This is a genomic window from Paracidovorax wautersii, assembly GCF_900113035.1.
GTDB classification, from domain to species: domain Bacteria; phylum Pseudomonadota; class Gammaproteobacteria; order Burkholderiales; family Burkholderiaceae_C; genus Paracidovorax; species Paracidovorax wautersii.
On the sequence record NZ_FONX01000003.1, the window covers coordinates 381,431 to 407,885 of the forward strand.

Genomic DNA, 26,455 nt, shown 5'->3' on the forward strand with positions numbered 1-26,455 from the left:
CTCCCCGGGAACCGCCATGGAACTGTTCACGCACTGGATCGGCAGCATTCCCGATTTCGCCGTGCCCTACGCCCTCGCGGCGCTGGGCCTGATCCTCGCCGAACGCTCGGGCGTGCTCTCGCTGGGCGCCGAGGGGCTGATGCTGGTCGGCGCGCTGGCCGCCATCGGCGCGCAGCTGGCCTTCGGCGCCACCGGCATTTCGCTGGTGCTGGCCATGGCGGCAGCGAGCCTCGTCTCCGTGCTGTTCGCGGTGCTGGTGGTGTGGCTGCGCATCAACCAGGTCATCGCCGGGCTGGCGCTGGTCTTCTTCTGCCAGGGCCTGACCAGCCTGGTCGGCACGCTGATGGGCTGGACCAACCAGCCCGTGACCTCGGCCGGCCCCATCCCCCTCGGCCCGCTCGCGCAGCTGCCGTTGCTGGGCCGGCTGCTGTCGCAGAACGCCGTGGTCTATCTGACGCCGCTGATCTTCTGGGCGGTGGTGCACTACCTGCAGCACACGGGTTCGGGCCTGCGCCTGCGCGCCGTGGGCGAGAACCCGCAGGCCGCCGATGCAGCGGGCATTCCGGTGGCGGCCTACCGCTTCGCCGCCGTGGTGGCGGGTGCGGCGCTGGTGGGGCTGGCCGGGGCCTATATCTCGCTGCTGTCCACCAAGCTGTGGATCGCGGGCATGACCGGCGGGCGCGGCTGGATCGCCGTGGGCCTGGTGATCTTCGCGCGCTGGTCGCCCTGGAAGGCGCTGGCCGGCGCGCTGCTGTTCGGCTGCATCGAGGCGCTGATCCCGCAGCTGGCGGCCGCGGGCGTGCAGCTGCCGCAGTATTTCGTGCTGATGACGCCCTACGTCGTCACGCTGGGCGTGATGGTGTGGGTGGCGCTGGGCCGCCGCCGGCTCGACGGCGAGCCGGGCGCACTCGGCGAACCCTATGTCCGTGAGGAACGGCGATGAAGGCCTGGATCTACAACGAGGCGCGCGAAGTGGACGACGCGCTTTTTCCCGACTACCTGGACCCGGCCACCACGGCCGTGGTGTCCATCGACATGCACCGCGGACACCTGGAAGACAGCCCCGACTGCCCCTGCCCCGCCCCGCGCGCGCGTGACGTGGTGGCGCCCATCGACGCCTTCCATGCGCAGGCGCGTGCGCTGGGCGTGCGCATCGCACATGTGAAGTCGGTGCTGCGCCCGGGCGGGGAAGACGACCTGAAGGGCATTCCCGCGGCCTGGCGGCGGACCTTTCCGCTCTACGTCGGAGACATTCCGAATGCCGCCGAGCACGCCCTGGAGGGCAGCCGCTGGACCGAATGGGTCACCCGGGTGGAGCCCGGCGACCTGCGCGTGGAGAACAAGCGCCGCCTGTCGGCCTTCTACCCGACCGACCTCGACTTCCTGCTGCGCAACCAGCGCATCACGACGGTGGTGTTCAACGGCGGCTTCTCGGACTGCTGCGTGCTCAATTCCGCCTTCGACGCCAACAACCACAACTACCGCGTGATCGTGCTGCGCGACCTGGTGCGCGGCACCGACGACCACCTGGATGGCGCGGCGCTGGCCATGGTGTCGCTGCACCTGGGGCTGGTGCTCGACTCGGCCGAGCTGCTGCGCCTCTGGCAGGCCCGGCCGGGCGACGCTGGCGGCCGCGGCTGAAGCCGGCCGGGCGGCACGCCGCAGGCCTGGGCGTCAGGCGCCCAGCGTCACGCGGGCGAACTTGCGCTTGCCCACCTGCACGACGAAGGTGCCGGCCGGAAGCTTCAGGCCCTTGTCGCTCACCACGGCACCGTCCACCCGCACGCCGCCGCCGTCGATCAGGCGGTTGGCCTCGCTGGTCGAAGGCGCGAGGTTGGCCTGCTTGAGCAATGCGCCGATGCCCAGCGGCGCGCCGGAGAGCGACACCTCGGGGATCTCGTCGGGCACGCCGCCCTTGCTGCGGTTGATGAAGTCCTGCTCGGCCGCATCGGCCGCCGCGGCGCTGTGGAAGCGCGCGGTGATCTCCTTGGCCAGCGCCACCTTGGCGTCCTTGGGGTTGCGGCCGCCCGCCACCTCGGCCTTGAGCGCCTCGATCTCGGCCAGGCTCTTGAACGACAGCAGGGTGTACCAGTCCCACATCAGCGTGTCGGAGATGGACAGCACCTTGGCGAACATGGTGTTGGCCTCTTCGGTGATGCCGATGTAGTTGTTCTTGGACTTGGACATCTTGTCCACGCCGTCCAGGCCCACCAGCAGCGGCATGGTCAGGATGCACTGCGGCTCCTGGCCGTATTCCTGCTGCAGGTGGCGGCCCATCAGCAGGTTGAACTTCTGGTCGGTGCCGCCCAGCTCCAGATCGCTCTTGAGCGCGACCGAGTCGTAGCCCTGCAGCAGGGGGTAGAGGAATTCGTGCAGGCTGATCGAGCTGCCGTCGGTGAAGCGCTGGTGGAAGTCGTTGCGCTCCATCATGCGCGCCACGGTGTACTTGGCGGCCAGCTGGATCATGCCGACGGCGCCCAGGGGCTCGCACCATTCGCTGTTGTAGCGGATCTCGGTACGCGCCGGGTCCAGCACCTTGGCGGCCTGGGTGTAGTAGGTCTCGGCGTTGGCCTTGATCTGCTCGGGCGTGAGCGGCGGGCGGGTGGTGTTGCGGCCCGAGGGGTCGCCGATCAGCGTGGTGAAGTCGCCGATCAGGAAGATCACCTGGTGGCCCAGGTTCTGCAGCTGGCGCATCTTGTTGAGCACCACCGTGTGGCCGATGTGGATGTCCGGCGCCGTCGGGTCCAGGCCCAGCTTGATGCGCAGCGGCTGGCCGGTGGCTTCCGAGCGCGCGAGCTTGCGTGCCCACTCGTCGCGCGGCAGCAGTTCCTCCACGCCCCGCAACGTGACTTCCAGGGCTTGTCCTACACCATCGGTCATCGGGTAGGTTGTAACAGCAGATTGATTCATAAGGGTTTTTTCCGGGTCCGGCCGTAGGTGCATGGCTATACTTCGACCCACATCGCAATGGCGGATTCTAGTGGCCCGCCCGTCACGGCCCGGCCCAGCCACTGCGCACGACGACATTCCTGCACCCCGCCTTCCGCCCTCTGCTGCACGCTAGGCCGCAGGGCATGGCCCGGGTGCATCCATTTGGGGTACGACTTTTGACCAATGGCTTGACTTCCGCCTGCCTGGACCTGCTCGAGCGGGTTCGCCAGCGCCTGGCAGATACCGCCCGCAAGCATCCGAAACGCATCACCGCCGCCGTGGCGACCCTGCTGCTCACCGGCGGCGGCGGCGCCTTCGCCGTGGCGTCCTTCGCGCCCGATGCGTCCGACCTGCCCGTGAGCACCGTGTCGTACGCGGTGGATTCGCTGGCCGGCGACACGCCCCTGACCCAGCTGGTGGACATCCCCAGCTACACGCTCTACCGCTCCGACCAGACGCGCAGCAACGACACGGCTGAAAGCATCCTGCAGCGCATGGGCGTGGCAGACCCGGCAGCCGCGGGCTTCCTGCGCGGCGACAACCAGGTCCGCCAGAACCTGCTGGGCCGCGGCGGCCGCTCGCTCACCGTCGAGGCCACCGAAGACCACCGTCTGATGCGGCTGGTGGCGCGCTGGGCACCCGACGACAGCGGCACCTTCAAGCGCCTGGTGGTCGAACGCCAGGACGGCGGCGGCTTCGCCTCGCGCATCGAGACCGCGCCGCTCACGGTGGGCTCGAGGCTGGCGGGCGGCATCATCCGCAGCTCGCTCTTCGCTGCCACCGACGCGGCCAACATCCCCGACGCCGTGGCCATCCAGCTGGCCGAGGTGTTCTCCAGCAACATCGACTTCCACCGCGCGCTGCGCAAGGAAGACCGCTTCTCCGTGGTCTATGAAACGCTGGAAGCCGACGGCGAGCCGCTGCGCAGCGGCCGCGTGCTGAGCGCCGAGTTCCACAACAACGGCAAGACGCACGACGCCATCTGGTTCCAGGAACCCGGCGCCGCCAAGGGCTCCTACTACACGCTGGAAGGCGAGAGCATGCGCCGCGCGTACCTGGCCTCGCCGGTCGAGTTCTCGCGCGTCTCCAGCGGCTTCCAGATGCGCTTCCACCCCATCCTGCAGAAGTGGCGCGCCCACCTGGGCACCGACTTCGCCGCGCCCACAGGCACCTCCGTGCGCACGGTGGGCGACGGCGTGGTGGAGTTCGCCGGCGTGCAGAACGGCTACGGCAACGTGATCTACATCAAGCACCGCAACCAGCACGAGACCGTCTATGCCCACCTGAGCCGCATCGACGTGCGCGCCGGCCAGGCCGTGGAGCAGGGCCAGAAGATCGGCGCCGTGGGCGCCACCGGCTGGGCCACCGGCCCGCACCTGCACTTCGAATTCCGCGTGAACGGCCAGCATCAAGACCCGATGACCATCGCCCAGCAGAGCGAGGCCGCCCAGCCCGTGTCGGCCGCATCGCGTGCCGCCTTCAAGCAGCTGGCGTCGAACATGCGCATCCAGCTGGCCTCGGCGGGGCAGTTCGAGCAGGCCAGCGCGCAGTAGGGGTGCATCCCCCTGAGGCGCTGCGCGCCTTCCCCCTTCTCTCTCGCTGCGCGCGGGAAGGGGGACGACGCCAGTGGACCGGCGGAGCCGGATCCACGGCGTCTCTGGCCTTTGGCCGCGCCGGCTTCCACGCTGCGAACTGATTCAACCGGCAAGGCGCTTCGCCCTACTTCCTGCTTTCCCTGTGAACTCCTCCGCTTCCATCGATCGCTATATCGGACTCATGTCGGGCACTTCGCTCGACGGGGTGGATGGGGCGCTGGTCGAGTTCGTTGGTGATCGGCTGCGCGTGGCGGGCTTCGCATCTGCACCGTTTACCGCCGCGCTCAAGGCCGAGCTGCTGGCGCTCAACACCAGCGGGGCGGACGAGCTGCACCGCGCCGCGCTGGCGGCCAACGCGCTCGTGGGGATCTATGCCGATGTGGTCCGCCAGCTGCTGCAGGCGGCGCAGCTGGGCGCCGCCGATGTGCGGGCCGTCGGCGCGCACGGCCAGACCGTGCGGCACCGGCCGGGCCTCTTCGACGGCACGGGCTACACGCTGCAGCTGAACAGCCCGGCCCTGCTGGCCGAGCGCACCGGCATCGCCGTGGTGGCCGATTTCCGCAGCCGCGACGTGGCGGCCGGCGGCCAGGGCGCGCCGCTGGTGCCGGCCTTCCACCAGGCCGTCTTCGGGCAGGCGGGCTCGGACGCCTGCGTGCTGAACATCGGCGGCATCGCCAACCTCAGCGTGCTGGGCGCGCAGGGCGAGGTGCTGGGCTTCGACTGCGGCCCCGGCAATGCGCTGATGGACCACTGGTGCGAACGCCACACCGGCCAGCCCTACGATGCAGGCGGCGCCTGGGCCGCGCAGGGGCGTGTGCTGCCCGATCTGCTGCAGCGCCTGCTGGCCGAGCCCTATCTGCACCAGCCGCCGCCCAAAAGCACCGGGCGCGACCTGTTCCACCCGGCCTGGCTGCAGGCCCACCTGCAGGCCCACGGCGACGCGGCCCCGGCCGACGTGCAGGCGACCCTGACCGAATTGACCGCCCGCGCTTGTGCAGCCAGCGTCATCAGCTATGGAAACAAGAGCAAACGGCTCGCCGTGTGCGGCGGCGGCGCGCGCAATGGCTATCTGATGGAGCGCATCGCCGCGGCGCTGCCGGGTGTGGCGGTGCAGGCCACCGATGCACTGGGGCTGCCCTCGCAGCAGGTCGAAGCCGCCGCCTTCGCCTGGCTGGCGCGCCAGACGGTGCACGCCCTACCCGGCAACCTGCCCCAGGTCACGGGCGCCGCCGGCCCCCGCGTCCTGGGCGCGATCTACCCGGCCTAAGAACGTGAACACGTTCTAAAGCCCCGCCCAGCGCCGGCCAGCGCCTCAGCCCTGGCCCGACACCTCGGGCCCGTCACGCGGCGGCGTGCGTGCCTCGCGCGGCAGCTGCCAGAAGACGGCCGCCGACACTACCGTGATGAAGCCCACCGTCAGGAAGGTGGACTGGAAGGCATGCAGCACCGCGCCGGGCACTTCCGTGCCGCCATAGGCCTGGCTCCATTCGGACAGCACCGCCCCCGCCACCGCCACACCCAGGCTCATCGCCAGCATCTGCACCATGGAGAGCAGGCCGTTGCCGCTGCTGGCACTGGCACCATCCAGATCCTTGAGCGTGATGGTGTTCATCGCGGTGAACTGCAGCGAATTCGCGGCACCGAAGGCCGCCAGCTGCAGCACCTGCCAGGCCAGCGGCCAGCCGGGCTGGCGCAGCGCGAAGCTGGCCATCAGCAGGCCCAGCAGCAGCGTGTTCACGACCAGCACGTTGCGATAGGTGAAGCGGCGGATCAGCGGCGTCGCCGCTCGCTTGATGCCCATGCCCGCCAGCGCGGTAGGCAGCATCATCAGCCCGGCGTGCATCGGGGAGAAGTCCAGCAGGAGCTGCAGCGACACCGGAATCAGGAACGGCATGGCGCCGCTGCCCAGCCGGCAAAAGAGGTTGCCCAGCAGCCCGACCGACAGCGTGCGCACGCGAAAGAGCTGCGTCGAATAGAGCGGCCGCTCATGCCGCGCCGCATGCAGCCAATAGACGACCAGCGCCACCAGGCCGCCCACGCCCAGCGCCGCCGCGCCGCCCCGCCCCACCAGGCCCGCGGCCTCGATCGCCAGCGAGATGGCCACCATGCCGAAGGCCAGCAGCACGTAGCCGGCGGTGTCGAAAGGGTCCGGCTTGGGCACCCGCAGGTTGGGCATGAAGCGCGCCGTCGCCATCAGGCCGATCAGGCCCACCGGCAGGTTGATGAGGAACACCCAGTGCCACGAGGCGCTCTGCACCAGCCAGCCGCCCAGCGTGGGGCCCAGCAGCGGCCCGATGAGGCCGGGAATGGCGACGAAGCTCATCGCCTCCAGGAACTCGCCGCGCGGAAAGGTGCGCAGCACCGCCAGGCGCCCCACGGGCAGCAGCAGCGCCCCACCCAGGCCCTGCAGCACGCGCGCCGCCAGCAGCTCGCCCAGGTGCCGCGAAGTCGCGCAGGCCAGCGAGCCCAGCGAGAACACGGTGATGGCGAACAGGAAGACCTTGCGCGTGCCGAAGCGGTCCGCCAGCCAGCCCGAGGCGGGGATCAGCATGGCCATGGTCAGCGAATAGGCCACGATCACCGACTGCATGTGCAGCGGGCTCTCGCCCAGGCTGGCAGCCATGGCGGGCAGGGCCGTGTTGACGATGGTCGCATCCAGCGTCTGCATGAAGACGCCCACCGCGACGACCCACAGCAGGATGCGGCGATGGTCCGGACCGGGGTCCGGCACGATGGGCGTTGTTGCTTCAGCGCTGGGAGATGCCATGGCTTCTTAGAACGTGTTTACGATCTCGCAGGGGATCGCGTTGGAGCGCAATCGGGATGAGTGGATGCCTCGGATGCGCCGCATGGGCTCATGCCCATGCAAGCAGCCGGGGCATCCAATCGCCCGATTTCGCTCCAACCCGAAGGGCAGCTACGTCGGCGGGCGGTCTGCGGCGTTGCGGCGCTTGTGGATAGCCGTGCTATCCACTGCGCACCGCGCCTTGCATCCCATCCCGCCGGACGTAGCTGCGCGACCCCTGGGAGATCGTAAACACGTTCTTATGCGAGCGGGAACGAAAAAGCCGCCCTGAAGGCGGCTGGACGGGTACTGGACGCGGGGCTCAGGTCGAGAAGCTGGAACCGCAGCCGCAGGTCGTGGTGGCGTTGGGGTTCTTGATGACGAACTGCGCTCCTTGGAGGTCTTCCTTGTAGTCGATCTCGGCGCCCACCAGGTACTGGTAGCTCATGGCGTCGATCAGCAGGGAGACGCCGTTCTTGGTCATGGTGGTGTCGTCGTCGTTCGTGATCTCGTCGAACGTGAAGCCGTACTGGAAGCCGGAGCAGCCGCCACCCTGCACGAACACGCGCAGCTTGAGGTCGGGGTTGCCTTCTTCGGCAATCAGATCCGCCACCTTGGCAGCGGCGCTGTCGGTGAAGAGGATCGGGGCGGGCATTTCGGTCTGTACGTTGTCTGCTACTGCGCTCATCGGGTGCTCCTTCGGGAGGGTTTGCGGTCAATGCTACTGCAATCGCCCCGGCGATTCAGATCAAGAGGCGTTTGACGCCAGTTTCAGTGTGGGCTTTGCTTCCAGCAGGGCCTCGGCCGTGGGCGACATCTGGCCGGCGATCGTCGCGCCCTGGTGCATCTCGAGCGCCTTGTAGTGCACGTCGCCCGTGATGCGCGCCTTGGGCTGCAGCTCCAGCAGCTCGCCCGCATGCACCGGGCCGACCACCGTGCCGTTCACGATCACGTGCATGGCATGCAGGGCGCCTTCCACGCGGCCCGACTCCGACACCACCAGGATGCTCGGCTGGCCGGCCTCGGCGCGGACCTCGCCCACCACCTCGCCATCGATGCGCAGGCCTTCGGCGAACAGCACGTCACCCTGCACGCGCGTGCCCTGGGCGATCAGGCTCTTGATGGGGGGCTGTTTCTTGCGGGAGAACATGGCGGCAGGCTCCTGGGCGGCAACGCGCGCGGCGCGCGCATGGTTAATCGACGTCCACGCTATGAACGGTTCGCACCGTATTGCCTTCCAGCACCCGGGCGGTAACCGTTTGTACCATGACCCCTTCGGGCAGATCGAGCATCCCCTCGGCGCGCCGGTATTGCTGGAACTGCAGGGGTTGCGCCACGGCGGGCGGCGCGCTGCTCCAGGGCTGGCCGTTCTGCGTGCCCGACAGCACCAGTTCCAGCCGCCCCTTGAATTCGGGCGCATTGCGCACCGGCTGGATCACCAGCACCTGCCAGCGCATGTGCGGGCCGCCCTGCCGCTCGGCCTGCAGCCCGCGAATGGAAATGCCGTCGGACTTGCCGGCGGGAATGAGCTTCTCGAAAAAGCCCAGGTCGTCGCGCAGGGCGCGGTTGTCGGCTTCGAGCTGGCGCATCTGCGTCTGCACACGCTCCAGGGCGGCGCGCTCGGCGGTCAGCAGGCTACCGGCGGTGGCGGCCACTTCCTGCTGCTGCCGGCTTTCGGCATGCAGCCGGCCCACCTCTTCGCGCAGCCGCACCAGTTCCTCGCGCGAGCCCGAATCCAGCCCGGCGATGCTCTTGCCGAATTCGAAGGCCCAGAGCGCCAGGGCCGCCGAAAAGCCCAGCAGCACGGCCGCCAGCAGCCAGCGCAGCGGCCACGGCAGAGCGTTGCGCACCGCGACGCGGGGCGCGGAGATGGTCAGGCGGCGGCGCAGCAGGCGAAATCGCATGGGCTCTTTTCTCGCTCCGGAAAAAGGGCGGATTCTCGCCGATGTCCATGAAACGCAAAAACCGCCACGAGGGCGGTTTTTGCAAAGGGCAGAGCTCTTCTCTTGCGAGAGAGAAAGCCTGCAGGGCGGCAAAGCCCTGCGGCCAGCGAATCAACGCTTGGAGAACTGCTTGGCGCGGCGTGCGGAGTGCAGACCGACCTTCTTACGTTCGACTTCACGGGCATCGCGAGTCACGAAGCCGGCTTGGCTCAGTGCGGACTTCAGCGTTGCGTCGTAGTCGATCAGGGCGCGGGTGATGCCGTGGCGGGTGGCACCGGCTTGGCCGGATTCACCGCCGCCGTGGACGTTGACCTGGATGTCGAAGGTTTCGACATGGTTGGTCAGCACCAGCGGCTGCTTGGCGATCATGATGGAGGTTTCGCGGCCGAAGTACTGCTGAATGTCTTTGCCATTCACAGTGATCTTGCCGGAGCCCTTCTTCAGAAACACGCGGGCGACGCTGGACTTGCGACGGCCGGTGCCATTGTTCCATTCACCAATCATTCAAGGCTCCTTAGATTTCCAGCGCTTTGGGCTGCTGAGCGGTGTGCGGATGTTCCGCGCCGCCGTAGACCTTGAGCTTCTTGATCATGGCGTAGCCGAGCGGGCCCTTGGGCAGCATGCCCTTGACGGCCTTTTCCAGCGCGCGGCCGGGGTGCTTGGCTTGCATGTCGCGGAAGTTCGTGGCCGTGATGCCGCCGGGATAGCCCGAATGGCGGTAGTACACCTTGTCGAGCGACTTGGTGCCGGTGACCTTGAGCTTGGATGCGTTGATGATGACAATGAAATCGCCGGTATCGACGTGAGGCGTGTAAATGGCCTTGTGTTTGCCGCGCAAACGGAGAGCAACTTCGCTGGCTACTCGTCCGAGGACCTTGTCGGTCGCGTCAATCACAAACCACTCATGCACGACCTCAGCGGGCTTTGCGCTGAAAGTAGTCATGTGTTTCTCTCGAGAAAAAGAGGGTTTGGTCGGTCCTTTTCCACGGTCGGTGCTTCTCTGAAGGAAGCCTCTTAGGTGGCAGTTGAAACCTCGCCGCGGGACCTGGGAATCGCTGCGAAGCCCGCCATTATACAAAGCCGGCCGCGCAACGTGCAAAGGCGCCAAAACAACGGCCCGGACGGCCTGATGCAGCCGCTGCGGGGCGGGCCCCACGGCTCTACGGAGAGAAGGTCTCCCGGCGGCGGGCCTCTTCCGCCGCGCGCCGGCGCAGATCGACGCACACCGGGTGGTGCGTGAGGGCGGGCGACTGGCATTCGCGGTAGATGCACATCGGCCGCGTCAGCAGCGAGGCGTCCGCGCAGGCCTCCACGGGGCCGCGCACCCGCGGGTGCGCGGGTTTGGTCTCGGCCGCGGGCTGCTGCGGCGGCGCGCTTCCCGCTGCGCCGCTGGTGGACGGACTGCCGCTGCCGGAACCAGCCGCAGCGGCGGCATTGCTCTTGGCGGGCGGCGCAGCGTCCTTCGCATGGCGCCGGGTATGGGATCTGGACGGAGAGGCAGGTTCGGCCGGCGGGGTGGCGGCCTGCCGAGCCGGCTCCGGCGAGGGCGATGCCACCGGCTCCGGCAACGGCGCGGCCGCCGCAGGTTCGGGCGCTGCAGCGGGCGTGGACACCGCAGGCCGGGCCCATTCGGTGACGATGTCGCTGTCGGGCGTGCGGGCAGGCGGGGTCTCGCTGCGCCAGGGCAGGACGGCCGCCAGAACGCCGGCCACCAGCACGCCTGCCAGCGCGGCCATCGGTGCCCAGCGCCTGCGGGCAGGCGCGGCCTCCGGTGGCGTTGCAGCGCCGGGGGCTGCCGGTGACATGGACACGCCCAGCATCGGCTGCCCGGCATCGCTGCTGCCGCTGGCCTCCGGTGCCTCGTGCGGCATCCACGGGGTGGTGTCGGCCTGCGCAGCATCCTGCTCGGCAGCCACCGATGGCGTCTGTGACGCATGCACCGCCGCGGGTGCCGGATGGGTGGTATCGCGTCCCCTCTCGGGCAGCCTCAGCGTCGCGGTGATCGGCACGTCGGGCCGCACGATGGCAGGCGCCGGTGCTGCGGCGGCCTCGCCCGGCTCGGTCCAGAGATCGCCCAGCTCGGCGCGGAAGTCGAAATGCTCCAGGCCCGAGGCCGGCGGCTGCAGTTCCAGCAGCCGCACGAATTCGTCCACCGACTGAGGCCGGTCCTGCGGCTGCAGCTGCAAGGCCTGCGAGATGCCGCGTACGAAAGGCTCGGAGTACGCCAGCCCCCACTGCTGCTGCACCGTCTGCGCCACGCGCTCGAACGGCACCATGCGGTCGCGGATGGCCCGCAGCGTGGCCGGCATGGGCGTGTCGTTGCACAGGCACCCGTGGACCACCGCCGCGAGGGAATAGAGATCGCTCCAGGCGCCCTGCCGCAGGTCGCTGCCGGCCTCGGCGTATTGCTCGATGGGCGCGTAGTTCACCTTGAGCACGGCCGTGTGCTGGTGGTCGCCATCGCCGCCACCGCCGATGGCGTGGCGCGCGGCGCCCAGGTCCAGCAGCACCGGCGGGCCCACGTGCTGCAGGAAGATGTTGTCCGGAGAGATGTCGCGGTGCAGCATCTGCGCGCCGTGCAGCACCCGCAGCGCGCCCAGCACCGACCAGAGCACCTGCCGCAGCCAGGCCTCGGGCGGCGGCGTGCGCATGCGGGCGCGCGCCTGCTTGAGCGTCATGCCGGAATAGAGCGGCATCACCATGTAGGCGGTGCCGTGGGCTTCCCAGAAGCGGAACACCTTGACCAGCGAGGGATGGTCGAACTGCGCCAGGAGCCGCGCCTCGTTCACGAACGAGGCCAGCCCCGCCTGGTACGAAGCCTCGTCGCCGGAGGAGCGCGCCCGCAGCGACTGGCCCTCCGTGCGCCCCGCGAGCGCCACCGGCATGTATTCCTTGATGGCGACGAAGCGCTGCAGCGAATGGTCGTAAGCGCGATAGACCATGCCGAAGCCGCCCACGCCCAGCAGCGAAAGCACCTCGAACTCCCCCAGCCGCGCGCCCGGAGCCAGGGCATCGACATGGTGGACAGTGCCGGCGGCAGTGTGACTGGGCATGGTGGAGCGCGGAACGGTAGCGGGTGCGGTGCGGGTGGGGCGGGGCCTTGGAGGCGTGCGGCAGGCGCCGCAGCCCGCGCATCGTAGCGTGCGCGCAAGGCTCCGGCACGGGTGCCGCCCGGGCACGGCCCGCTGCGCTGGTTACCATTGGACGATGTTCAGTTATCGCCACGCCTTCCATGCAGGCAACCACGCCGATGTGCTCAAGCACACCGTGCTGATTGCCGCCCTGCAGCATTTGACCCAGAAAGACGCGGCGCTGACCGTGCTCGACACCCATGCGGGGGCCGGGCTCTACCGCCTGGATGGCGACTACGCCAGCACCAGCGGCGAGGCGGCCGACGGCATCCTGCGGCTGCTCGCGTCGCCGCAGCCGCTCACGCCCGCCCTGCAGGCCTATGTGGATGTGGTGCGCGCCTTCAACCAGGGCGCCGCCACGCGCACCTACCCCGGCTCGCCCTTCATCACCCAGCACCTGCTGCGCAGCCACGACAAGCTCAAGCTGTTCGAGCTGCACCCGACCGACCTGCGCTCGCTGGCCGGCAACGTGGCCCAGCTGGAAGCCGGCCGCCAGGTGGCCGTGCTGCATGAGGACGGCTTCGAGGGCGTCAAGAAATTCCTGCCCCCGCCGGCCCGCCGCGCGCTGCTGCTCTGCGATCCCAGCTATGAAATCAAGAGCGACTACGGCCGCGTGCTGGACATGGTGGCCGACTCGCTCAAGCGCTTCGCCACCGGCACCTACGCCGTCTGGTACCCGATCATTCCCCGCCCCGAGGCGCACGACCTGCCGCGCCGCCTCAAGACCATGGCGACCAAGGCCGGCAAGCCCTGGCTGCACGCCACGCTGACGGTGAAGAACAGCAAGCTGGTGGAAGCGGCCGACGGCGAGAAGCGCCGCCCGGGCCTGCCGGCCAGCGGCATGTTCCTCATCAACCCGCCGTTCACGCTCAAAGCCGCGCTGAAGGACGCCCTGCCGCAGATGGCCGAGCTGCTGCAGCAGGACAAGCACGCCGCGCACAGCCTGGAATCGGGCGGCTGACGCACCACCCTGCCGGGCCCTGCGGCCCGGCGGCCATCGGCGGGGCTATTGGCCGTCGTCCGAATCCTGCTGCTCGGGGCAGCCGTTCTGGTCATCGTCCGCCAGCGGCGTGATGGCCACCTGCTTGGTGCCCAGGCCCAGCATGCCCAGGCGCTTGGCGGCGGCCTGGCTCAGATCGATGATCCGCCCGGGGGTATGCGGCCCCCGGTCGTTGATGCGCACCTGCACCGTCTTGCCCGTGATCAGGCTGCGCACGCACACGCGGGTGCCGAACGGCAGCGTGGGATGGGCCGCCGTGAGGGCGTACATGTCGAAGCGCTCGCCGCTGGCCGTGCGCCGGCGATGGAAGCGCGAGCCGTACCAGGAGGCCATGCCCTGCTGGTCGGACTCCGCCTCGCTATCGGAAGGCTTGCGCAGGCCTTCCGATGTCTTGTCTTCATCCAGCGAATACAGGCCGCCCGGCCCCGGCACGCCGGTGGGCGCGACGGACGGCACCACGGTGGAGACCGGGGGCAGCTCGGCGGCCCGCTGCGCCCGGCCCGTCGTGCCTGGGGCCGATGCCGTGGGCGCCGGGGCGGCGGCAGGCGATGCGGCCTTGGGCGCAGCCGCAGGAGCGGCCGGTGCTGGCTTGGGCCGCTGCGTGGGAACGGGCGGAGATCCGGACGGCAGCGGAGGCGCTGGCGGAGCCGCGCAGGCGGCCATCAGGCCCACGCCGGCAGCCAGGGCCAGCCAGCGCGCAGCACGCCAGGCTGCCGGCACGAACCGCGAATCAGGGACTGACGCGTTGCCTGCCGCGCCGCTCATGCCGCGCGTGCCGGCACCCGGGCACGGCAGCGGGCGCTACCGGTCGTGGAGAGGGCAAGGGAAATTTTCATCGGCGCGATGTTAGCGAATGCCGGTGGACACCCGCCAGTCCACGCACAGACCCGGAAGTTCACCGGGATCTGCCGCAGGACTGCACGCCGCGGCAGGCCCCCGGTCAGGTGCTTAAAACGTGTTCCCGATCTCCCAGGGGTCGCGCAGCGGTGTGGGCGGGATGGGATGCAAGGCGCGGGGCGCAGTGGATAGCACGGCTATCCACAAGCGCCGCAACGCCGCAGACCGCCCGCCCACACCGCTGCCCTTCGGGTTGGAGCGAAATCGGGCGATTGGAGGCCCCGGCTGCTTGCATGGGCATGAGCCCATGCGGCGCATCCGAAGCATCCACTCATCCCGATTGCGCTCCAACGCGATCCCCTGCGAGATCGTGAACACGTTCTTACAGCCCGAGCCGCCGGCACAGCTCCAGCGTGGGGCCGCTCTGGTTCATGGTGTAGAAGTGCAGCGCGGGCGCGCCGCGCGCGCGCAGCTGCGCGCACAGCTCGCTCACCACGTCCAGCCCGAAGGCGCGGATGCTGGCCACGTCGTCGCCGAAGGCCTGCAGGCGCAGCCGGATCCAGCGCGGGATCTCGGCGCCGCAGGCGTCGGAAAAGCGCATCAGCTGGGTGGAGCCCATGATGGGCATGATGCCCGGCACCACCGGCACGTCCAGCCCCAGACGGCGCGTGTCGTCCACGAAGCGGAAGTACGCGTCGGCATTGAAGAAGTACTGCGTGATGGCCGAATCGGCACCGGCGCGCACCTTGGCGGCGTAGGCCTGCAGGTCCGCCTCGGGAGAGCGCGCCTGCGGGTGCGTTTCCGGGTAGGCCGCCACTTCGATGTGGAAGTCGCGCCCCGTCTCGGCGCGGATGAAGGCCACCAGATCGCTCGCGTAGTGGAATTCGCCGCCCGCGCCGTAGCCGCTGGGCAGGTCGCCGCGCAGCGCCACCAGGCGCTGGACGCCCATGGCCTTGAGCTGGGCGAGCTGGCCGCGCACCGACTCGCGCGTGGCGCCGATGCACGAGAAGTGCGAGGCCGCGCTGAAGCCTTCGGCCAGGATCTCGCGCACCGTGCCGAAGGTGCCTTCCTGCGTGGAGCCGCCTGCGCCGTAGGTCACCGAGCAGAACTCGGGCTGGCGCGCATAGAGCTGCTGGCGCACGGCGCGCAGCTTCTCGGCGCCTTCGGGCGTCTTGGGCGGAAAGAATTCGAAGCTGACCGGAAAGCGGCCTGCTGCGGCTGCGGCCCCGGCCGCTGGAGTGGTCGTCTCGCTCATGCGGCGCTCCGTGCGTGGATGAAGAATTCGCGGTTGCCGTCGCCGCCTTCGATGGCGCTGTCCAGCCAGGCGACGACCTGCAGGCCCAGGCCCGTGCAGCAGTCGCGGATGCGCTGCTCCACCAGCGGGTAGAGGGCCGCATCGCGCACGATGCCGCCCTTGCCCACCTGGCCGGGCTGCAGCTCGAACTGCGGCTTGACCAGCATCAGCAGCTCGCCGCCGGCCTTGAGCAGCGGCGCCACGGCCGGCAGGATCAGCGTGAGCGAGATGAACGAGACGTCGCCCGTCACCAGGTCGAAGACGGGCGTGACGTCCACCTGCTCGCGCCCGGCGCGGCGGCGGCGCACGGTGGGCAGCGCGCCTTCGGCACGCGCGCGGGCCTTGGCCTGGCGCTCGGCCTTGAAGGCTTCCACCTCGTGCTCCTTGGCGTCGTCGCTGTCGTCATATTCCTCATCGACGAGGCCGCCGTTGCGCATCCAGCTGTAGGGCGCCTCGGGCTGGGTCTCGTTGTCCTCCAGGTCCTGCTCGACGCGCTCGGAGAGCGCTTCCTCGCAGGCTTCCTGCAGCGATCCGGCGGTGAGCGAGCGGGCATTGACGCCCTCCACGCCCACCACGCGCGGGTCTTCGCGCAGCTGCTCGTGCAGCTGGCCGTGGCCCACGTCCACGCCGATCACCTGGGCCGCGCCGCGCTGCAGCAGGCAATCGGTGAAGCCGCCGGTGCTCTGGCCCACGTCCAGGCAGCGCCAGCCGGCGACGGCCAGGCCCGTGGCGTCCAGCGCGCCTTCGAGCTTGAGGCCGCCGCGCGAGATGTAGCGCGCCTCGGACTGGTCGAGCAGCTGCACTTCGGCGATCTCGGGGATGTCGTCGCCGTTCTTGGCGACGGTGTTCCAGGGCAGGCTGGCCGCCAGCCGCCACTGCACGCCCGCCGCGATCAGGCGCTGCGCCTGCGAGCGGGTCGTGGCATGGCCCTTGTCCACCAGGTACACGTCTGCACGCATGCACCCCTCCTTTTTCAAGACTCAGAAATGCTTCAGGCGCCCATTCCTCAAGCGCCTGAAGCTATGAATTCAATAGCACAGCACCACGCCCCTCACAGGGCGGGCGCTGCGCCGTGCCGCATGCCGATCCGGGGATCAGTAGCGGTAGCTGTCGGGCTTGTAGGGCCCTTCCTTCTTCACGCCGATGTAGGCGGCCTGGGTGTCGGTCAGCTCGGTGAGCTGGGCGCCGACCTTCTTCAGGTGCAGGCGCGCGACCTTCTCGTCCAGCACCTTGGGCAGCACGTACACCTTGCCGGCCTGGTAGGCGTCGGGCTTGGTGAACAGTTCGATCTGCGCGATGGTCTGGTTGGCGAAGGAGCTGGACATCACGAAGCTGGGGTGGCCCGTGGCGCAGCCCAGGTTGACCAGGCGGCCCTTGGCCAGCAGGGTGATGCGTTTGCCGTCCGGGAAGATCACGTGGTCCACCTGGGGCTTCACTTCTTCCCACTGGTACTTCTCGATCGAGGCGACGTCGATCTCGTTGTCGAAGTGGCCGATGTTGCAGACGATGGCCTCGTTCTTCATGGCGACCATGTGCTCGTGGCGGATCACGTCCTTGTTGCCGGTGGTGGTCACGAAGATGTCGGCCTTGTCGGCGGCGTATTCCATGGTCACGACCTTGAAGCCTTCCATGGCGGCCTGCAGGGCGTTGATGGGGTCGATCTCGGTGACCCACACCTGGGCGCGCAGGGCGGCCAGGGCCTGGGCGCAGCCCTTGCCCACGTCGCCGTAGCCGGCCACCACGGCGACCTTGCCGGCGATCATCACGTCGGTGGCGCGCTTGATGCCGTCCACCAGCGATTCACGGCAGCCGTAGAGGTTGTCGAACTTGGACTTGGTCACCGAGTCGTTCACGTTGATCGCGCGGAACAGCAGCGTGCCCTTGGCGGACATCTCGTTCAGGCGGTGCACGCCGGTGGTGGTCTCTTCGGTCACGCCGATGATCTCGGCCGACTTGCGGGTGTACCAGGTCGGGTCCTGGGCGATCTTGGCCTTGATGGCGGCGAAGAGGATGCGCTCTTCCTCGCTGGTCGGGTTGGCGACGACCGACAGGTCCTTCTCGGCGCGCTGGCCCAGGTGCATGAGCAGCGTGGCGTCGCCGCCGTCGTCAAGGATCATGTTGGGGCCCTCGCCGGCCGAGCCCTTGGGGCCGAAGTCGAAGATGCGGTGGGTGTAGTCCCAGTAGTCTTCCAGCGATTCGCCCTTGATGGCGAACACCGGCGTGCCGCCCGCGGCGATGGCGGCGGCGGCGTGGTCCTGCGTCGAGAAGATGTTGCACGAGGCCCAGCGCACGTCGGCGCCCAGTTCCTTCAGCGTCTCGATCAGCACGGCCGTCTGGATGGTCATGTGCAGCGAGCCGGTGATGCGCGCGCCCTTCAGGGGCTGCGCCGCCGCGAATTCCTCGCGGATGGCCATCAGGCCGGGCATCTCGGTTTCGGCGATCTTGATTTCCTTGCGGCCCCAATCGGCCAGGGAAATGTCTGCGATGGCCTGATCGGCCTGGGGCTTGAGAACTGCGCTCATGGTTTGGTTTTCTCCGTCAAGAAGGACAAACCACGCGTTCGAGGGGGAATGGAGGGAAAGGCGCACTCACCGCACTGGACAGCGTGGGCGAGCGTCGTTGCGAAGGGAAGGGTCCGAGCCTCGCGCCTGATGGCGCTGCAACGCTCCTCGGAAGCGCCGATTATATGGAAACGAGAGGTTTCAGGGGGCGCATCTTCAGGGCTGGATCAGCCCCCAGCGCAGGCCCACCAGCGTCAGTTCGGCCTGGTTGGCGGCGCCCAGCTTCTGCTTGACGTTGTAGAGATGGGTGCCCACGGTGCTGCTGGCCAGGCTCAGGTTCTCGGCGATCTGCGCCACGCTCTGGCCCCGGGCGAGCTGCAGGAAGACCTCGAACTCGCGCTCGCTCAGCACGTCGGACGGGCTGGCATCGCCCTCGATCTGGGCCAGCGCCAGGCGCTGGGCCAGCTGCGCATCGACATAGCGGCGCCCGGCCGCCACGGCGTGCACCGCGTCGATCAGCGCCTCGGGTGCGCTGCGCTTGCAGAGGTAGCCCAGCGCGCCGGCCTTGAAGAGCCGCTGCGGATAGGCCGTGGCCTCGTGCGCCGACAGCATCAGCACGCGCGCGGCGGCATCGTGCGCGAGCAGGCGGCGCAGCGCCTCCAGCCCGCCCATGCCGGGCATGGAGATGTCCATCACCACCACGTCGGGCCGCTGCTGCGGGTAGTCGCGGCAGGCCTGCTCGCCGCTGTCGGCCTCGGCCACCACCTCGATGTCGGCCGTGCCCAGCAGCATGCGAAAACCCATGCGCACCACGGCATGGTCGTCCACCAGCATCACCCGGATCATGTCATCTCCTGTTGCGTGGGCTCCAAGGGCCCCAGCGGCAGGCGCGCCTGCAGCACCGCCCCGCCCTCTTCCCGTGCGGCCAGCCGCAGCTCGCCGCCCAGGGCCTCGGCGCGCTCGCCGAGCCAGCGCAGGCCGAAATGCCCGGGCCGCTGCCAGTCGGCGGGCGGCCCCACGCCGTCATCCTGCACCTGGATGTGCAGAAAGCCATCTTCCCGCGCCTCCACCACCAGCCGCACCCGGCGGGCCTGGCTGTGGCGCAGGGCATTGGTCAGACCCTCCTGCGCGATGCGGTAGGCGGCCAGGGCCGGCACGGCGGGCAGGCCTTCGGGCAGGTGCGCGCGCTCGAAGTCGATGGCCACCGCCGGCTGGCTGGCGCGCACGCGCTCCACCAGGTCGTCCAGCGCATCGCCCAGGCCCAGCGAGTCCAGCGCCATGGGCGCCAGCCGCGGGATCATCCCGTGCATGTGGTCGTAGAGGCGGCCGGCCTCTTCGGTGATGACGCGCGCGGCCTGGGCCGCCTGCGCGTCGGTCTGCTCGCAGCGGCGCGCCACCGACATGGCCAGGCTGCGGATGGCCGTGACCGACTGGCCCAGTTCGTCGTGCAGCGCGCGCGCGATCTCGCGCCGCTCGGCCTCGATGTGGCCTTCGATCAGCCCGGCCAGCTCGCGCGAATCGGAGAGCCGCCGCTCGGCCTCGTAGGCGCGGCGGTGCATGGCCAGATGGTCCTTGAGCACGGCGGTCATGCGGTTGAAAGCGCCGCCGATGGCCGCCGCCTCCTGGCCGCGCAGCGGCGGCAGCACCACGCCGAAGTCGCCGCCTTCGAGCCGGTTCAGCCCCGCGACGATCTGCGAGAACGGCTGAAGCGCCCGCCCCATGGCCCAGAACACCAGGGCATTGACCAGCAGCAGCATGGCGGCGCCGCCGCCGGCCAGGGTGAGCAGGTCGTCCCAGCCGTCGAGCACGGCGCGCGAGGGCTCGGCCTCGATGGCCAGATAGCCGTGGGGCAGCGCGATCACCTGGCGCGAGATCTGCGGCACGACCAGGGCCGAGAACCAGGCCGGCGCCTCGCGTCCCTGCTTGTAGGTGAAGGGCGGGGAGCGGTAGAGCACCCGGCCCTCGCCATCGACCAGCGTGATGTCGTTGGCCCGCACCCGGCCCAGGCGCTGCAGGAAGCGCAGCAGGCTCTCAGGCCCCTCGGGCGCGTACACCCCGTCGATGCGCTGCAGCAGCTGCGTGGTGACGCGGTTGGCCGCCTGCACCTCTTCGCGCACCGCACTGCGCAGGCTGGCGATCTGCAAGCCGATCATGGCCGCTACCAGCAGGGCGATCACGCCGGCCACGATCAGGTTGATCTTCAGGCGCAGGCTCATGCGGGGGCTCCGGGTTCATCGCGCCCCAGGCCGTCGGGAAAGCGGCCGTGCGCGGCGAAGCCGGCCAGCGCCTGCCCCATGTGCGCCGCCATGGCGGGGTGGAACGGGTCGTGGCCGGCGCCCGGCACTGCGCACCAGCGGCTGCCCGGCAGGCCCTGCTGCACGGCGCGGGCCGCGGCGGGGCGGCAGACCTCGTCCTGGCTGCCGTGCAGGAACTGGATCGGCAGGCCGGCAAGGCCCGCGGCATCGCCCCAGCCGGCGGCGCCCTGCTGCGCGCCGATCCAGCAGCCGTGGGCCAGGTAGTGGGCCATCACGCGGTAGCGGTCCAGCGCCTGCTGCAGGGCATCGCCCGTGGGCTCGGGCGGCGGCGGCAGGCCGGCCAGGGCATGTTCCCAGGCCCGCCAGGCGAGCGTGGCGCGCAGCTGCAGCGCCACGTCGTCCCCCGCGAACAGATCGGTGAGCCAGGGCAGCAGCTGCGCGCGCCGATCGGCCGGCGCCGGCGCGGCGAAGCGCGCCCAGGCCTCGGGGTGGCGGGCCGCCGCGCCCTGGAAGAACCCGTGCAGTTCGGACGGCGACGGCACGAACAGGCCGCGCAGCAGCAGGCCGCTGAGCGCGCCGGGGTGGCGGCAGGCATAGGCCAGGGCCAGGGTGGCGCCCCAGGAGCCGCCCACCACCAGCCAACGGTCCACGCCCAGATGGCGGCGCAGGGCCTCGATGTCGGCGATCAGGTGGGCGGTGGTGTTGTGGCGGGTTTCGCCGCGCGGCGTGCTGCGGCCGCAACCGCGCTGGTCGAAGCCGATCACGCGGTAGCGGGCCGGATCGAAGAAGCGCCAGAGCGCGGGCGAATGGCCCGAACCCGGCCCGCCGTGCAGCACCAGGGCCGGCAGGCCGCCCGCATCGCCGGCCTGCGACCAGTGCAGCACATGGCCGTCGCCCACGGCCAGGGAACCGGCCGGGCCCGGGGGCGCCGCCAGGGAAGATGAGGCCAGTGGCGCGCCCGGGGAAGACATGGCGGCCGATGCTATCAGGCGGCGGCCGACACGTGATTCATGAAAATCATGAGGCCAATCTCCAGACCCGGCCCACATCGCCAGCGGCCACGCCGACTACGCTTGGGCCAGCAGCAGTCACCGCGCCCTGCGTTGCCTGCCGCTTCCGGGACACCCCGTCCCAGCATCCATCCACAAGGAGACTCACATGACCTGGACCACCCCGCAAGCCTGCGATTTCCGTTTCGGCTTTGAAATCACCATGTACGTGGCCGCTCGCTGAGCCCGCTGCACGCACACGAGGCAAAGCCCGCCTTGGCGGGCTTTGCCGTTTCAGGCCACGCCGTTTCCCTTTTTTCCGAAGTCCATGCTCATCCGTGTCCTTGGCTCCGCCGCCGGCGGCGGCTTTCCGCAGTGGAACTGCAACTGCCCCAACTGCGCGGGCCTGCGCGCCGGCACGCTGCGCGCGCTGCCGCGCACCCAGTCGTCCCTCTGCGTCACCGGCGAGGGCGGCCAGGACTGGGCGCTGATCAACGCATCGCCCGACATCCTGGAGCAGATCCGCGCCACGCCGGCCCTGCAGCCGAACCGCAGCCTGCGCGACACCGGCATCGCCGGCGTGCTGCTGATGGACGGCCAGGTCGATCACTCCACGGGCCTCTACATGCTGCGCGAGCGCGGCCGCCCGCTGCCGCTGTGGTGCGCCGACCCGGTCCATGAAGACCTGACCCGGGGCAACCCCATCCTCAAGGTGCTGGAGCATTTCTGCGGCGTGGACCGGCACGTGCTGCCCATCGACGGCAGCAGCTTCCACGTCGATGGCGTGGCCGGCGTGCGCTTTTCGGCCCTGCCGCTCGCCAGCAAGGCCGCGCCCTATTCGCCGCACCGCGAAGACCCCGTGCCGGGCGACAACATCGGCCTGACCATGACCTGCGAGCGCAGCGGCCGCAGCCTCTTCTACGCGCCGGGCCTGGGCGCGCACAGCCCCGAGGTAGACGCCGCCATGCGCAGCGCCGACTGCGTGATGGTGGACGGCACCTTCTGGACCGACGACGAGATGGTCGCCCTGGGCGTGAGCCAGAAGACCGCGCGCAGCATCGGCCACCTGCCGCAGTCGGGCGAAGGCGGCATGCTCGAATGGCTCTCCAGCCTGCCGGCCGGCACCCGCAAGGTGCTCATCCACATCAACAACACCAACCCCATCCTCGACGAAGACTCGCCCCAGCGCGCCAAGCTGACGCGCCACGGCATCGAGGTGGCCTACGACGGCATGGAGATCGCGCTCTGAGCGGCGCCCTCTCCCCACAGGACATTCCCATGGCACTGATCGACACCGCCCTCGCCCCCGCACGCCCCGCCGGCACCGAGCCCGCCTGGAGCCACGCCGAGTTCGAAGCCCAGCTGCTCGGCAAGGGCAAGGGCTATCACATCCACCACCCCTTCAACGTCATGCTCAACAGCGGCCGGGCCACGCCCGAGCAGGTGCGTGGCTGGGTGGCCAACCGTTTCTATTACCAGATCGCCATTCCGGTGAAGGACGCGGCCGTGATGTCCAACTGCCCCGACCGCGAAGTGCGGCGCGGCTGGGTGCAGCGCATCGTCGATCACGACGGCACCGACACCGACCCGGGCGGCATCGAGGCCTGGATCGCCCTGGGCATGGCCACCGGCCTGAGCCGCGAGGAGATCACCGACCTGCGCCACGTGCTGCCAGCGGTGCGCTTCGCGGTGGATGCCTACGTGAACTTCGCGCGCCGCGCGCCCTGGCAGGAGGCCGTGTGCTCCTCGCTCACCGAGCTGTTCGCGCCCGAGATCCACAAGCAGCGCCTGGCCGGCTGGCCCGAGTACTACCCCTGGATCGACAGCGCCGGCCTGCAGTATTTCCGCAACCGCGTGAGCCAGGCGCGGCGCGACGTGGAGCAGGGCCTGGCCCTGACGCTGGACCATTTCGACACCCGCGCGCTGCAAGAGAGAGCGCTCGACATCCTGCAATTCAAGCTCGACATCCTCTGGTCCATGAACGACGCCATGGCCGCACGCTACGGGGTGGCGGCATGAGCGCCGGCAGCCCCGCCGCCGACGGCGCCGCCCTGCGGGTGCCGCGCATCGCCACCGGCTTTCGCCTGCAGTGGGAGCCGGCGCAGAACGCCCACGTCCTGCTCTACCCCGAAGGCATGGTCAAGCTCAACCAGAGCGCAGGCGAGATCCTGCAGCGCTGCGACGGCCAGCGCGACGTGGCCGCCATCGTGGCCGAGCTGGAAGCCGCCTTCCAGACCACCGGGCTGGAAGGCGACGTGCGCGCCTTCCTCGCCATCGCCCTCCAGCAGCGCTGGGTGCAGGAGGCATGAACATGATGGCCGTGGCCGCGCAGCAGCCCCACCCGCCGGCCCCGCCCGGCCCGCCGCTCTGGCTGCTGGCCGAGGTCACCTACCGCTGCCCCCTGCACTGCGCCTTTTGCTACAACCCGGTGGACTACGCCCGCCACGGCGACGAACTGGGCACCGAAGACTGGCTGCGCGTGCTGCGCGAGGCCCGCGCCCTGGGCGCCGTGCAGTGCGGCTTCTCGGGCGGCGAACCGCTGCTGCGCGACGACCTGGAGCTGCTGGTGGCCGAGGCGCACCGCCTGGGCTACTACACCAACCTGCTCACCTCCGGCGTGGGCCTGACCGAGGCGCGCGCCGCCGCGCTCAAGGCCGCCGGGCTGGACCACGTGCAGCTCTCGTTCCAGGACTCCACGCGGGAGATGAACGACTTCCTCTCGCACACCAGGACCTTCGACCTCAAGCAACGCGTGGCCCGGCTCATCAAGGACCAGGGCTGGCCCATGGTGATGAACGTGGTGATCCATCGCCTCAACATCGACCACATCGGCCGCATCATCGAGATGGCCGAGGCCATGGGCGCCGAATACCTGGAGCTGGCCAACACCCAGTACTACTCCTGGGCGCTGGAAAACCGCGACCAGCTGCTGCCCACCCGCGAGCAGCTGCAGCGCGCCGAGGCCGTGGCGGACGACTGGCGGCGCCGGCTGGAAGGCCGCATGCGCCTTTTCTTCGTGGCGCCCGACTACCACGAGGGCCGGCCCAAGAAGTGCGTGAACGGCTGGGGCAACATGTTCATGACCGTCACCCCCGACGGCATCGCCCTGCCCTGCCACACGGCGCGCATGCTGCCGGGCCTGGAGTTTCCCGACCTGCGCAAGACCAGCGTGCAGCACGCCTGGCAGGAATCCGAAGGCTTCAACCGCTACCGCGGCACCGGCTGGATGAAGGAGCCCTGCGCCAGCTGCGACCAGAAGGAGATCGACCTGGGCGGCTGCCGCTGCCAGGCCTACATGCTCACCCGCGACGCCGAAGCCGCCGACCCCGTCTGCCCCAAGAGCCCGCACCACAGCGTGGTGCTGGAGGCCGTGCGCCGCGCCGAGGCCGGCGAGGCGCAGGCCCGGCCCCTGGTGTTCCGCGACCCCAAGGCCTCGCGCCGGTTCATCGCGGACGGCAACGCGCGCTCGCTGCCCGGCTGCGGCGGCTGAGCCCCCGCCCGCGCCCTGGCGGATGGCAACCTGCGACAATCCAAGGTTTGCTCGTTCCCCAGGGTCCCTTTCCGTGTCCTACGCCCCAGAAACCCGGCGCCGCCGCACCTTCGCCATCATCTCCCACCCCGACGCGGGCAAGACCACGCTGACGGAAAAGCTGCTGCTGTTCTCGGGCGCGATCCAGATCGCGGGCGCCGTCAAGGGCCGCAAGGCCAGCCGCCATGCCACCAGCGACTGGATGGAGATCGAAAAGCAGCGCGGCATCTCGGTGGCCTCCTCGGTCATGCAGATGCTCTACCGCGACCACGTCATCAACCTGCTGGACACGCCGGGCCACAAGGACTTCTCCGAAGACACCTACCGCGTGCTCACGGCCGTCGATTCGGCCCTGATGGTGATCGACGCCGCCAACGGCGTGGAGGCGCAGACGCGCCGCCTGATCGAGGTCTGCCGCCAGCGCGACACGCCCATCATCACCTTCGTCAACAAGATGGACCGCGAGGTGCGCGACCCGCTGGACATCATGGACGAGGTCGAGCGCGAACTGGGCATGCCCTGCTGCCCCATGACCTGGCCCGTGGGCCAGGGCAAGAGCTTCGGCGGCATCATCAACCTGCGCACGCAGGCCATGACCGTGTTCGAAAGCGGCAGCGAACGCCGCCCGCAGGACTTCGAGACCATTCCGCTCTCCGACGCCGCCACGCTGCGCGCGCGCTTCGGCGCCGAATTCGACGCCGCGCTGGAAAGCATGGAACTGGCCGTGGGCGCATCGCCCGCCTGGGACCATGAAGCCTTCCTGGCCGGCAAGCTCACGCCCGTCTTCTTCGGCTCCGGCGTGAACAACTTCGGGGTGATGGAAGTGCTGGACGCGCTGGTGGACATGGCGCCCTCGCCCGGCCCGCGCGTGAGCACGCTGCAGGTCAACAAGCAGCCCGTGGTCAAGACCGTGCAGCCCGAGGACGAGGGCTTCGCCGGCGTGGTGTTCAAGGTACAGGCCAACATGGACGCCAACCACCGCGACCGCATCGCCTTCGTGCGCGTGGCCAGCGGCAAGTACCAGCCCGGCATGAAGCTCAAGGTGCAGCGCACCGCCAAGGAACTGCGCCCCACCAGCGTGGTGACCTTCATGAGCCAGCGCCGCGAGGCGGTGGAAGAGGCCTACGCGGGCGACATCATCGGCTTCACCACCCACGGCGGCGTGCAGCTGGGCGACACCATCACCGACGGCGCCAGCCTGCAGTTCACCGGCCTGCCCTTCTTCGCCCCCGAGATGTTCATGACCGTGGTGCTGAAGAACCCGCTGCGCACCAAGCAGCTGCAGCAGGGCCTGGCCCAGCTGGGCGAGGAAGGCGCCATCCAGGTCTTCAAGCCCGACGCCGGCGGCAACATGCTGCTGGGCGCCGTGGGCCAGTTGCAGTTCGAAGTCGTGCAGCACCGCCTGAAGACCGAATACGACGCCGACGTGCGCCTGGAGAACTGCCAGTACACCGGCGCCCGCTGGATCACGGCCGACAGCGCCGCCGACCTGCGCGCCTTCACCGACGCCTACCCGCTGCGCCTGGCCCACGACGCGGCCGACACGCTGGCCTACCTCTGCACCAGCCCCTACGACGTGCGCCTGGCGCAGGAGCGCTTCCCCAAGATCCACTTCCACCCGCTGCGCGAGCACGCCGGGCTCTCGCTGGGCAGCGCGGGCTGACC

The 26,455-nt window shown here is 69.7% G+C and carries 26 protein-coding genes and 1 riboswitch; of the genes, 11 read left to right on the forward strand and 15 right to left on the reverse strand.

What is annotated here, in order from left to right; genetic code table 11:
• The first annotated feature begins 16 nt into the window (after positions 1-16).
• Positions 17-943, forward strand: a complete 927-nt coding sequence (locus BM070_RS06645; RefSeq protein WP_092938763.1) for an ABC transporter permease — start codon at positions 17-19, stop codon at positions 941-943.
• Positions 940-1,641 (forward strand): cysteine hydrolase family protein, encoded by a 702-nt coding sequence (locus tag BM070_RS06650; protein WP_092938765.1) that lies wholly within the window; start codon positions 940-942, stop codon positions 1,639-1,641. The genes BM070_RS06645 and BM070_RS06650 overlap by 4 nt, the downstream gene beginning before the upstream one ends.
• Before the next feature lie 33 nt (positions 1,642-1,674).
• Here BM070_RS06650 and tyrS read toward each other — a convergent pair whose 3' ends face one another.
• Positions 1,675-2,910, reverse strand: a complete 1,236-nt coding sequence (gene tyrS / locus BM070_RS06655; RefSeq protein WP_092938767.1) for a tyrosine--tRNA ligase — start codon at positions 2,908-2,910, stop codon at positions 1,675-1,677.
• A 197-nt stretch (positions 2,911-3,107) separates the two neighbouring features.
• Between tyrS and BM070_RS06660 the strand changes: the two genes are divergently transcribed.
• Both BM070_RS06660 and BM070_RS06665 read left to right on the forward strand, forming a co-directional pair.
• A complete protein-coding gene (locus BM070_RS06660) occupies positions 3,108-4,484 on the forward strand; it encodes a M23 family metallopeptidase (protein WP_245785121.1) in 1,377 nt (458 codons plus the stop codon).
• A gap of 184 nt (positions 4,485-4,668) precedes the next feature.
• Positions 4,669-5,793 carry an anhydro-N-acetylmuramic acid kinase gene (locus tag BM070_RS06665; RefSeq protein WP_092938771.1) on the forward strand — a complete coding sequence of 375 codons (1,125 nt, stop codon included), beginning with the start codon at positions 4,669-4,671 and terminating at the stop codon, positions 5,791-5,793.
• Between the two features lie 45 nt (positions 5,794-5,838).
• Here the strand turns inward: BM070_RS06665 and mdtD are convergent, their stop codons facing one another.
• From mdtD to BM070_RS06700, 7 genes are all read right to left on the reverse strand, one after another.
• A complete protein-coding gene (gene mdtD, locus BM070_RS06670; RefSeq protein ID WP_092938773.1) occupies positions 5,839-7,293 on the reverse strand; it encodes a multidrug transporter subunit MdtD in 1,455 nt (484 codons plus the stop codon).
• Between the two features lie 340 nt (positions 7,294-7,633).
• Positions 7,634-7,999, reverse strand: a complete 366-nt coding sequence (gene erpA / locus BM070_RS06675; protein WP_092938775.1) for an iron-sulfur cluster insertion protein ErpA — start codon at positions 7,997-7,999, stop codon at positions 7,634-7,636.
• Positions 8,000-8,059: 60 nt separating this feature from the next.
• Positions 8,060-8,461, reverse strand: a complete 402-nt coding sequence (locus tag BM070_RS06680; protein WP_092938777.1) for a bactofilin family protein — start codon at positions 8,459-8,461, stop codon at positions 8,060-8,062.
• A 43-nt stretch (positions 8,462-8,504) separates the two neighbouring features.
• The gene (locus BM070_RS06685) at positions 8,505-9,215 is read right to left on the reverse strand and encodes a DUF6776 family protein (RefSeq protein ID WP_092938779.1); all 711 of its coding nucleotides are present in this window, start codon (positions 9,213-9,215) and stop codon (positions 8,505-8,507) included.
• A 150-nt stretch (positions 9,216-9,365) separates the two neighbouring features.
• Positions 9,366-9,758, reverse strand: a complete 393-nt coding sequence (gene rpsI, locus BM070_RS06690) for a 30S ribosomal protein S9 (protein ID WP_011797079.1) — start codon at positions 9,756-9,758, stop codon at positions 9,366-9,368.
• A gap of 10 nt (positions 9,759-9,768) precedes the next feature.
• Positions 9,769-10,197 carry a 50S ribosomal protein L13 gene (gene rplM / locus BM070_RS06695; RefSeq protein ID WP_092938781.1) on the reverse strand — a complete coding sequence of 143 codons (429 nt, stop codon included), beginning with the start codon at positions 10,195-10,197 and terminating at the stop codon, positions 9,769-9,771.
• A gap of 217 nt (positions 10,198-10,414) precedes the next feature.
• Positions 10,415-12,307 (reverse strand): serine/threonine protein kinase, encoded by a 1,893-nt coding sequence (locus tag BM070_RS06700; RefSeq protein ID WP_092938783.1) that lies wholly within the window; start codon positions 12,305-12,307, stop codon positions 10,415-10,417.
• Between the two features lie 154 nt (positions 12,308-12,461).
• Here BM070_RS06700 and BM070_RS06705 point away from each other — a divergent pair, with 154 nt between their 5' ends.
• A complete protein-coding gene (locus tag BM070_RS06705) occupies positions 12,462-13,346 on the forward strand; it encodes a 23S rRNA (adenine(2030)-N(6))-methyltransferase RlmJ (RefSeq protein WP_092938785.1) in 885 nt (294 codons plus the stop codon).
• Positions 13,347-13,391: 45 nt separating this feature from the next.
• Here BM070_RS06705 and BM070_RS25100 read toward each other — a convergent pair whose 3' ends face one another.
• The 7 genes from BM070_RS25100 to BM070_RS06745 form a co-directional block, all read right to left on the reverse strand.
• Entirely contained in the window at positions 13,392-14,105 is a 714-nt protein-coding gene (locus tag BM070_RS25100; RefSeq protein WP_245785122.1) for a septal ring lytic transglycosylase RlpA family protein, read from the reverse strand.
• Between the two features lie 499 nt (positions 14,106-14,604).
• Entirely contained in the window at positions 14,605-15,477 is an 873-nt protein-coding gene (metF, locus tag BM070_RS06720) for a methylenetetrahydrofolate reductase [NAD(P)H] (protein ID WP_092938789.1), read from the reverse strand.
• Positions 15,474-16,475: a TlyA family RNA methyltransferase gene (locus BM070_RS06725; protein WP_092938791.1), complete on the reverse strand. Its 1,002-nt coding sequence runs from the start codon at positions 16,473-16,475 to the stop codon at positions 15,474-15,476. Before BM070_RS06725 ends, metF begins: the two co-directional genes overlap by 4 nt.
• A gap of 135 nt (positions 16,476-16,610) precedes the next feature.
• Positions 16,611-18,038, reverse strand: a complete 1,428-nt coding sequence (ahcY, locus tag BM070_RS06730) for an adenosylhomocysteinase (RefSeq protein WP_092938793.1) — start codon at positions 18,036-18,038, stop codon at positions 16,611-16,613.
• Between the two features lie 82 nt (positions 18,039-18,120).
• Positions 18,121-18,193: riboswitch (S-adenosyl-L-homocysteine riboswitch) on the reverse strand.
• A 40-nt stretch (positions 18,194-18,233) separates the two neighbouring features.
• Complete coding sequence (locus tag BM070_RS06735) at positions 18,234-18,863, reverse strand: response regulator (protein ID WP_092938795.1); 630 nt, start codon at positions 18,861-18,863, stop codon at positions 18,234-18,236.
• Positions 18,860-20,233, reverse strand: a complete 1,374-nt coding sequence (locus tag BM070_RS06740) for a sensor histidine kinase (protein WP_092938797.1) — start codon at positions 20,231-20,233, stop codon at positions 18,860-18,862. Before BM070_RS06740 ends, BM070_RS06735 begins: the two co-directional genes overlap by 4 nt.
• Complete coding sequence (locus BM070_RS06745; protein WP_092938799.1) at positions 20,230-21,243, reverse strand: alpha/beta fold hydrolase; 1,014 nt, start codon at positions 21,241-21,243, stop codon at positions 20,230-20,232. The genes BM070_RS06740 and BM070_RS06745 overlap by 4 nt, the downstream gene beginning before the upstream one ends.
• Before the next feature lie 187 nt (positions 21,244-21,430).
• Here BM070_RS06745 and pqqA point away from each other — a divergent pair, with 187 nt between their 5' ends.
• From pqqA to BM070_RS06775, 6 genes are all read left to right on the forward strand, one after another.
• Positions 21,431-21,505 (forward strand): pyrroloquinoline quinone precursor peptide PqqA, encoded by a 75-nt coding sequence (gene pqqA, locus BM070_RS25325; protein ID WP_092938944.1) that lies wholly within the window; start codon positions 21,431-21,433, stop codon positions 21,503-21,505.
• 84 nt (positions 21,506-21,589) lie between these two features.
• On the forward strand, positions 21,590-22,510 hold the full coding sequence (gene pqqB / locus BM070_RS06755) for a pyrroloquinoline quinone biosynthesis protein PqqB (protein ID WP_092938801.1): 921 nt from the start codon (positions 21,590-21,592) through the stop codon (positions 22,508-22,510).
• 29 nt (positions 22,511-22,539) lie between these two features.
• Positions 22,540-23,280, forward strand: a complete 741-nt coding sequence (pqqC, locus tag BM070_RS06760) for a pyrroloquinoline-quinone synthase PqqC (protein WP_092938803.1) — start codon at positions 22,540-22,542, stop codon at positions 23,278-23,280.
• The gene (gene pqqD / locus BM070_RS06765; protein ID WP_092938805.1) at positions 23,277-23,570 is read left to right on the forward strand and encodes a pyrroloquinoline quinone biosynthesis peptide chaperone PqqD; all 294 of its coding nucleotides are present in this window, start codon (positions 23,277-23,279) and stop codon (positions 23,568-23,570) included. Before pqqC ends, pqqD begins: the two co-directional genes overlap by 4 nt.
• Positions 23,567-24,751, forward strand: a complete 1,185-nt coding sequence (gene pqqE / locus BM070_RS06770) for a pyrroloquinoline quinone biosynthesis protein PqqE (RefSeq protein WP_245785123.1) — start codon at positions 23,567-23,569, stop codon at positions 24,749-24,751. Before pqqD ends, pqqE begins: the two co-directional genes overlap by 4 nt.
• Positions 24,752-24,824: 73 nt before the next feature.
• Positions 24,825-26,453 (forward strand): peptide chain release factor 3, encoded by a 1,629-nt coding sequence (locus BM070_RS06775; RefSeq protein ID WP_092938807.1) that lies wholly within the window; start codon positions 24,825-24,827, stop codon positions 26,451-26,453.
• Positions 26,454-26,455: the final 2 nt, after the last annotated feature.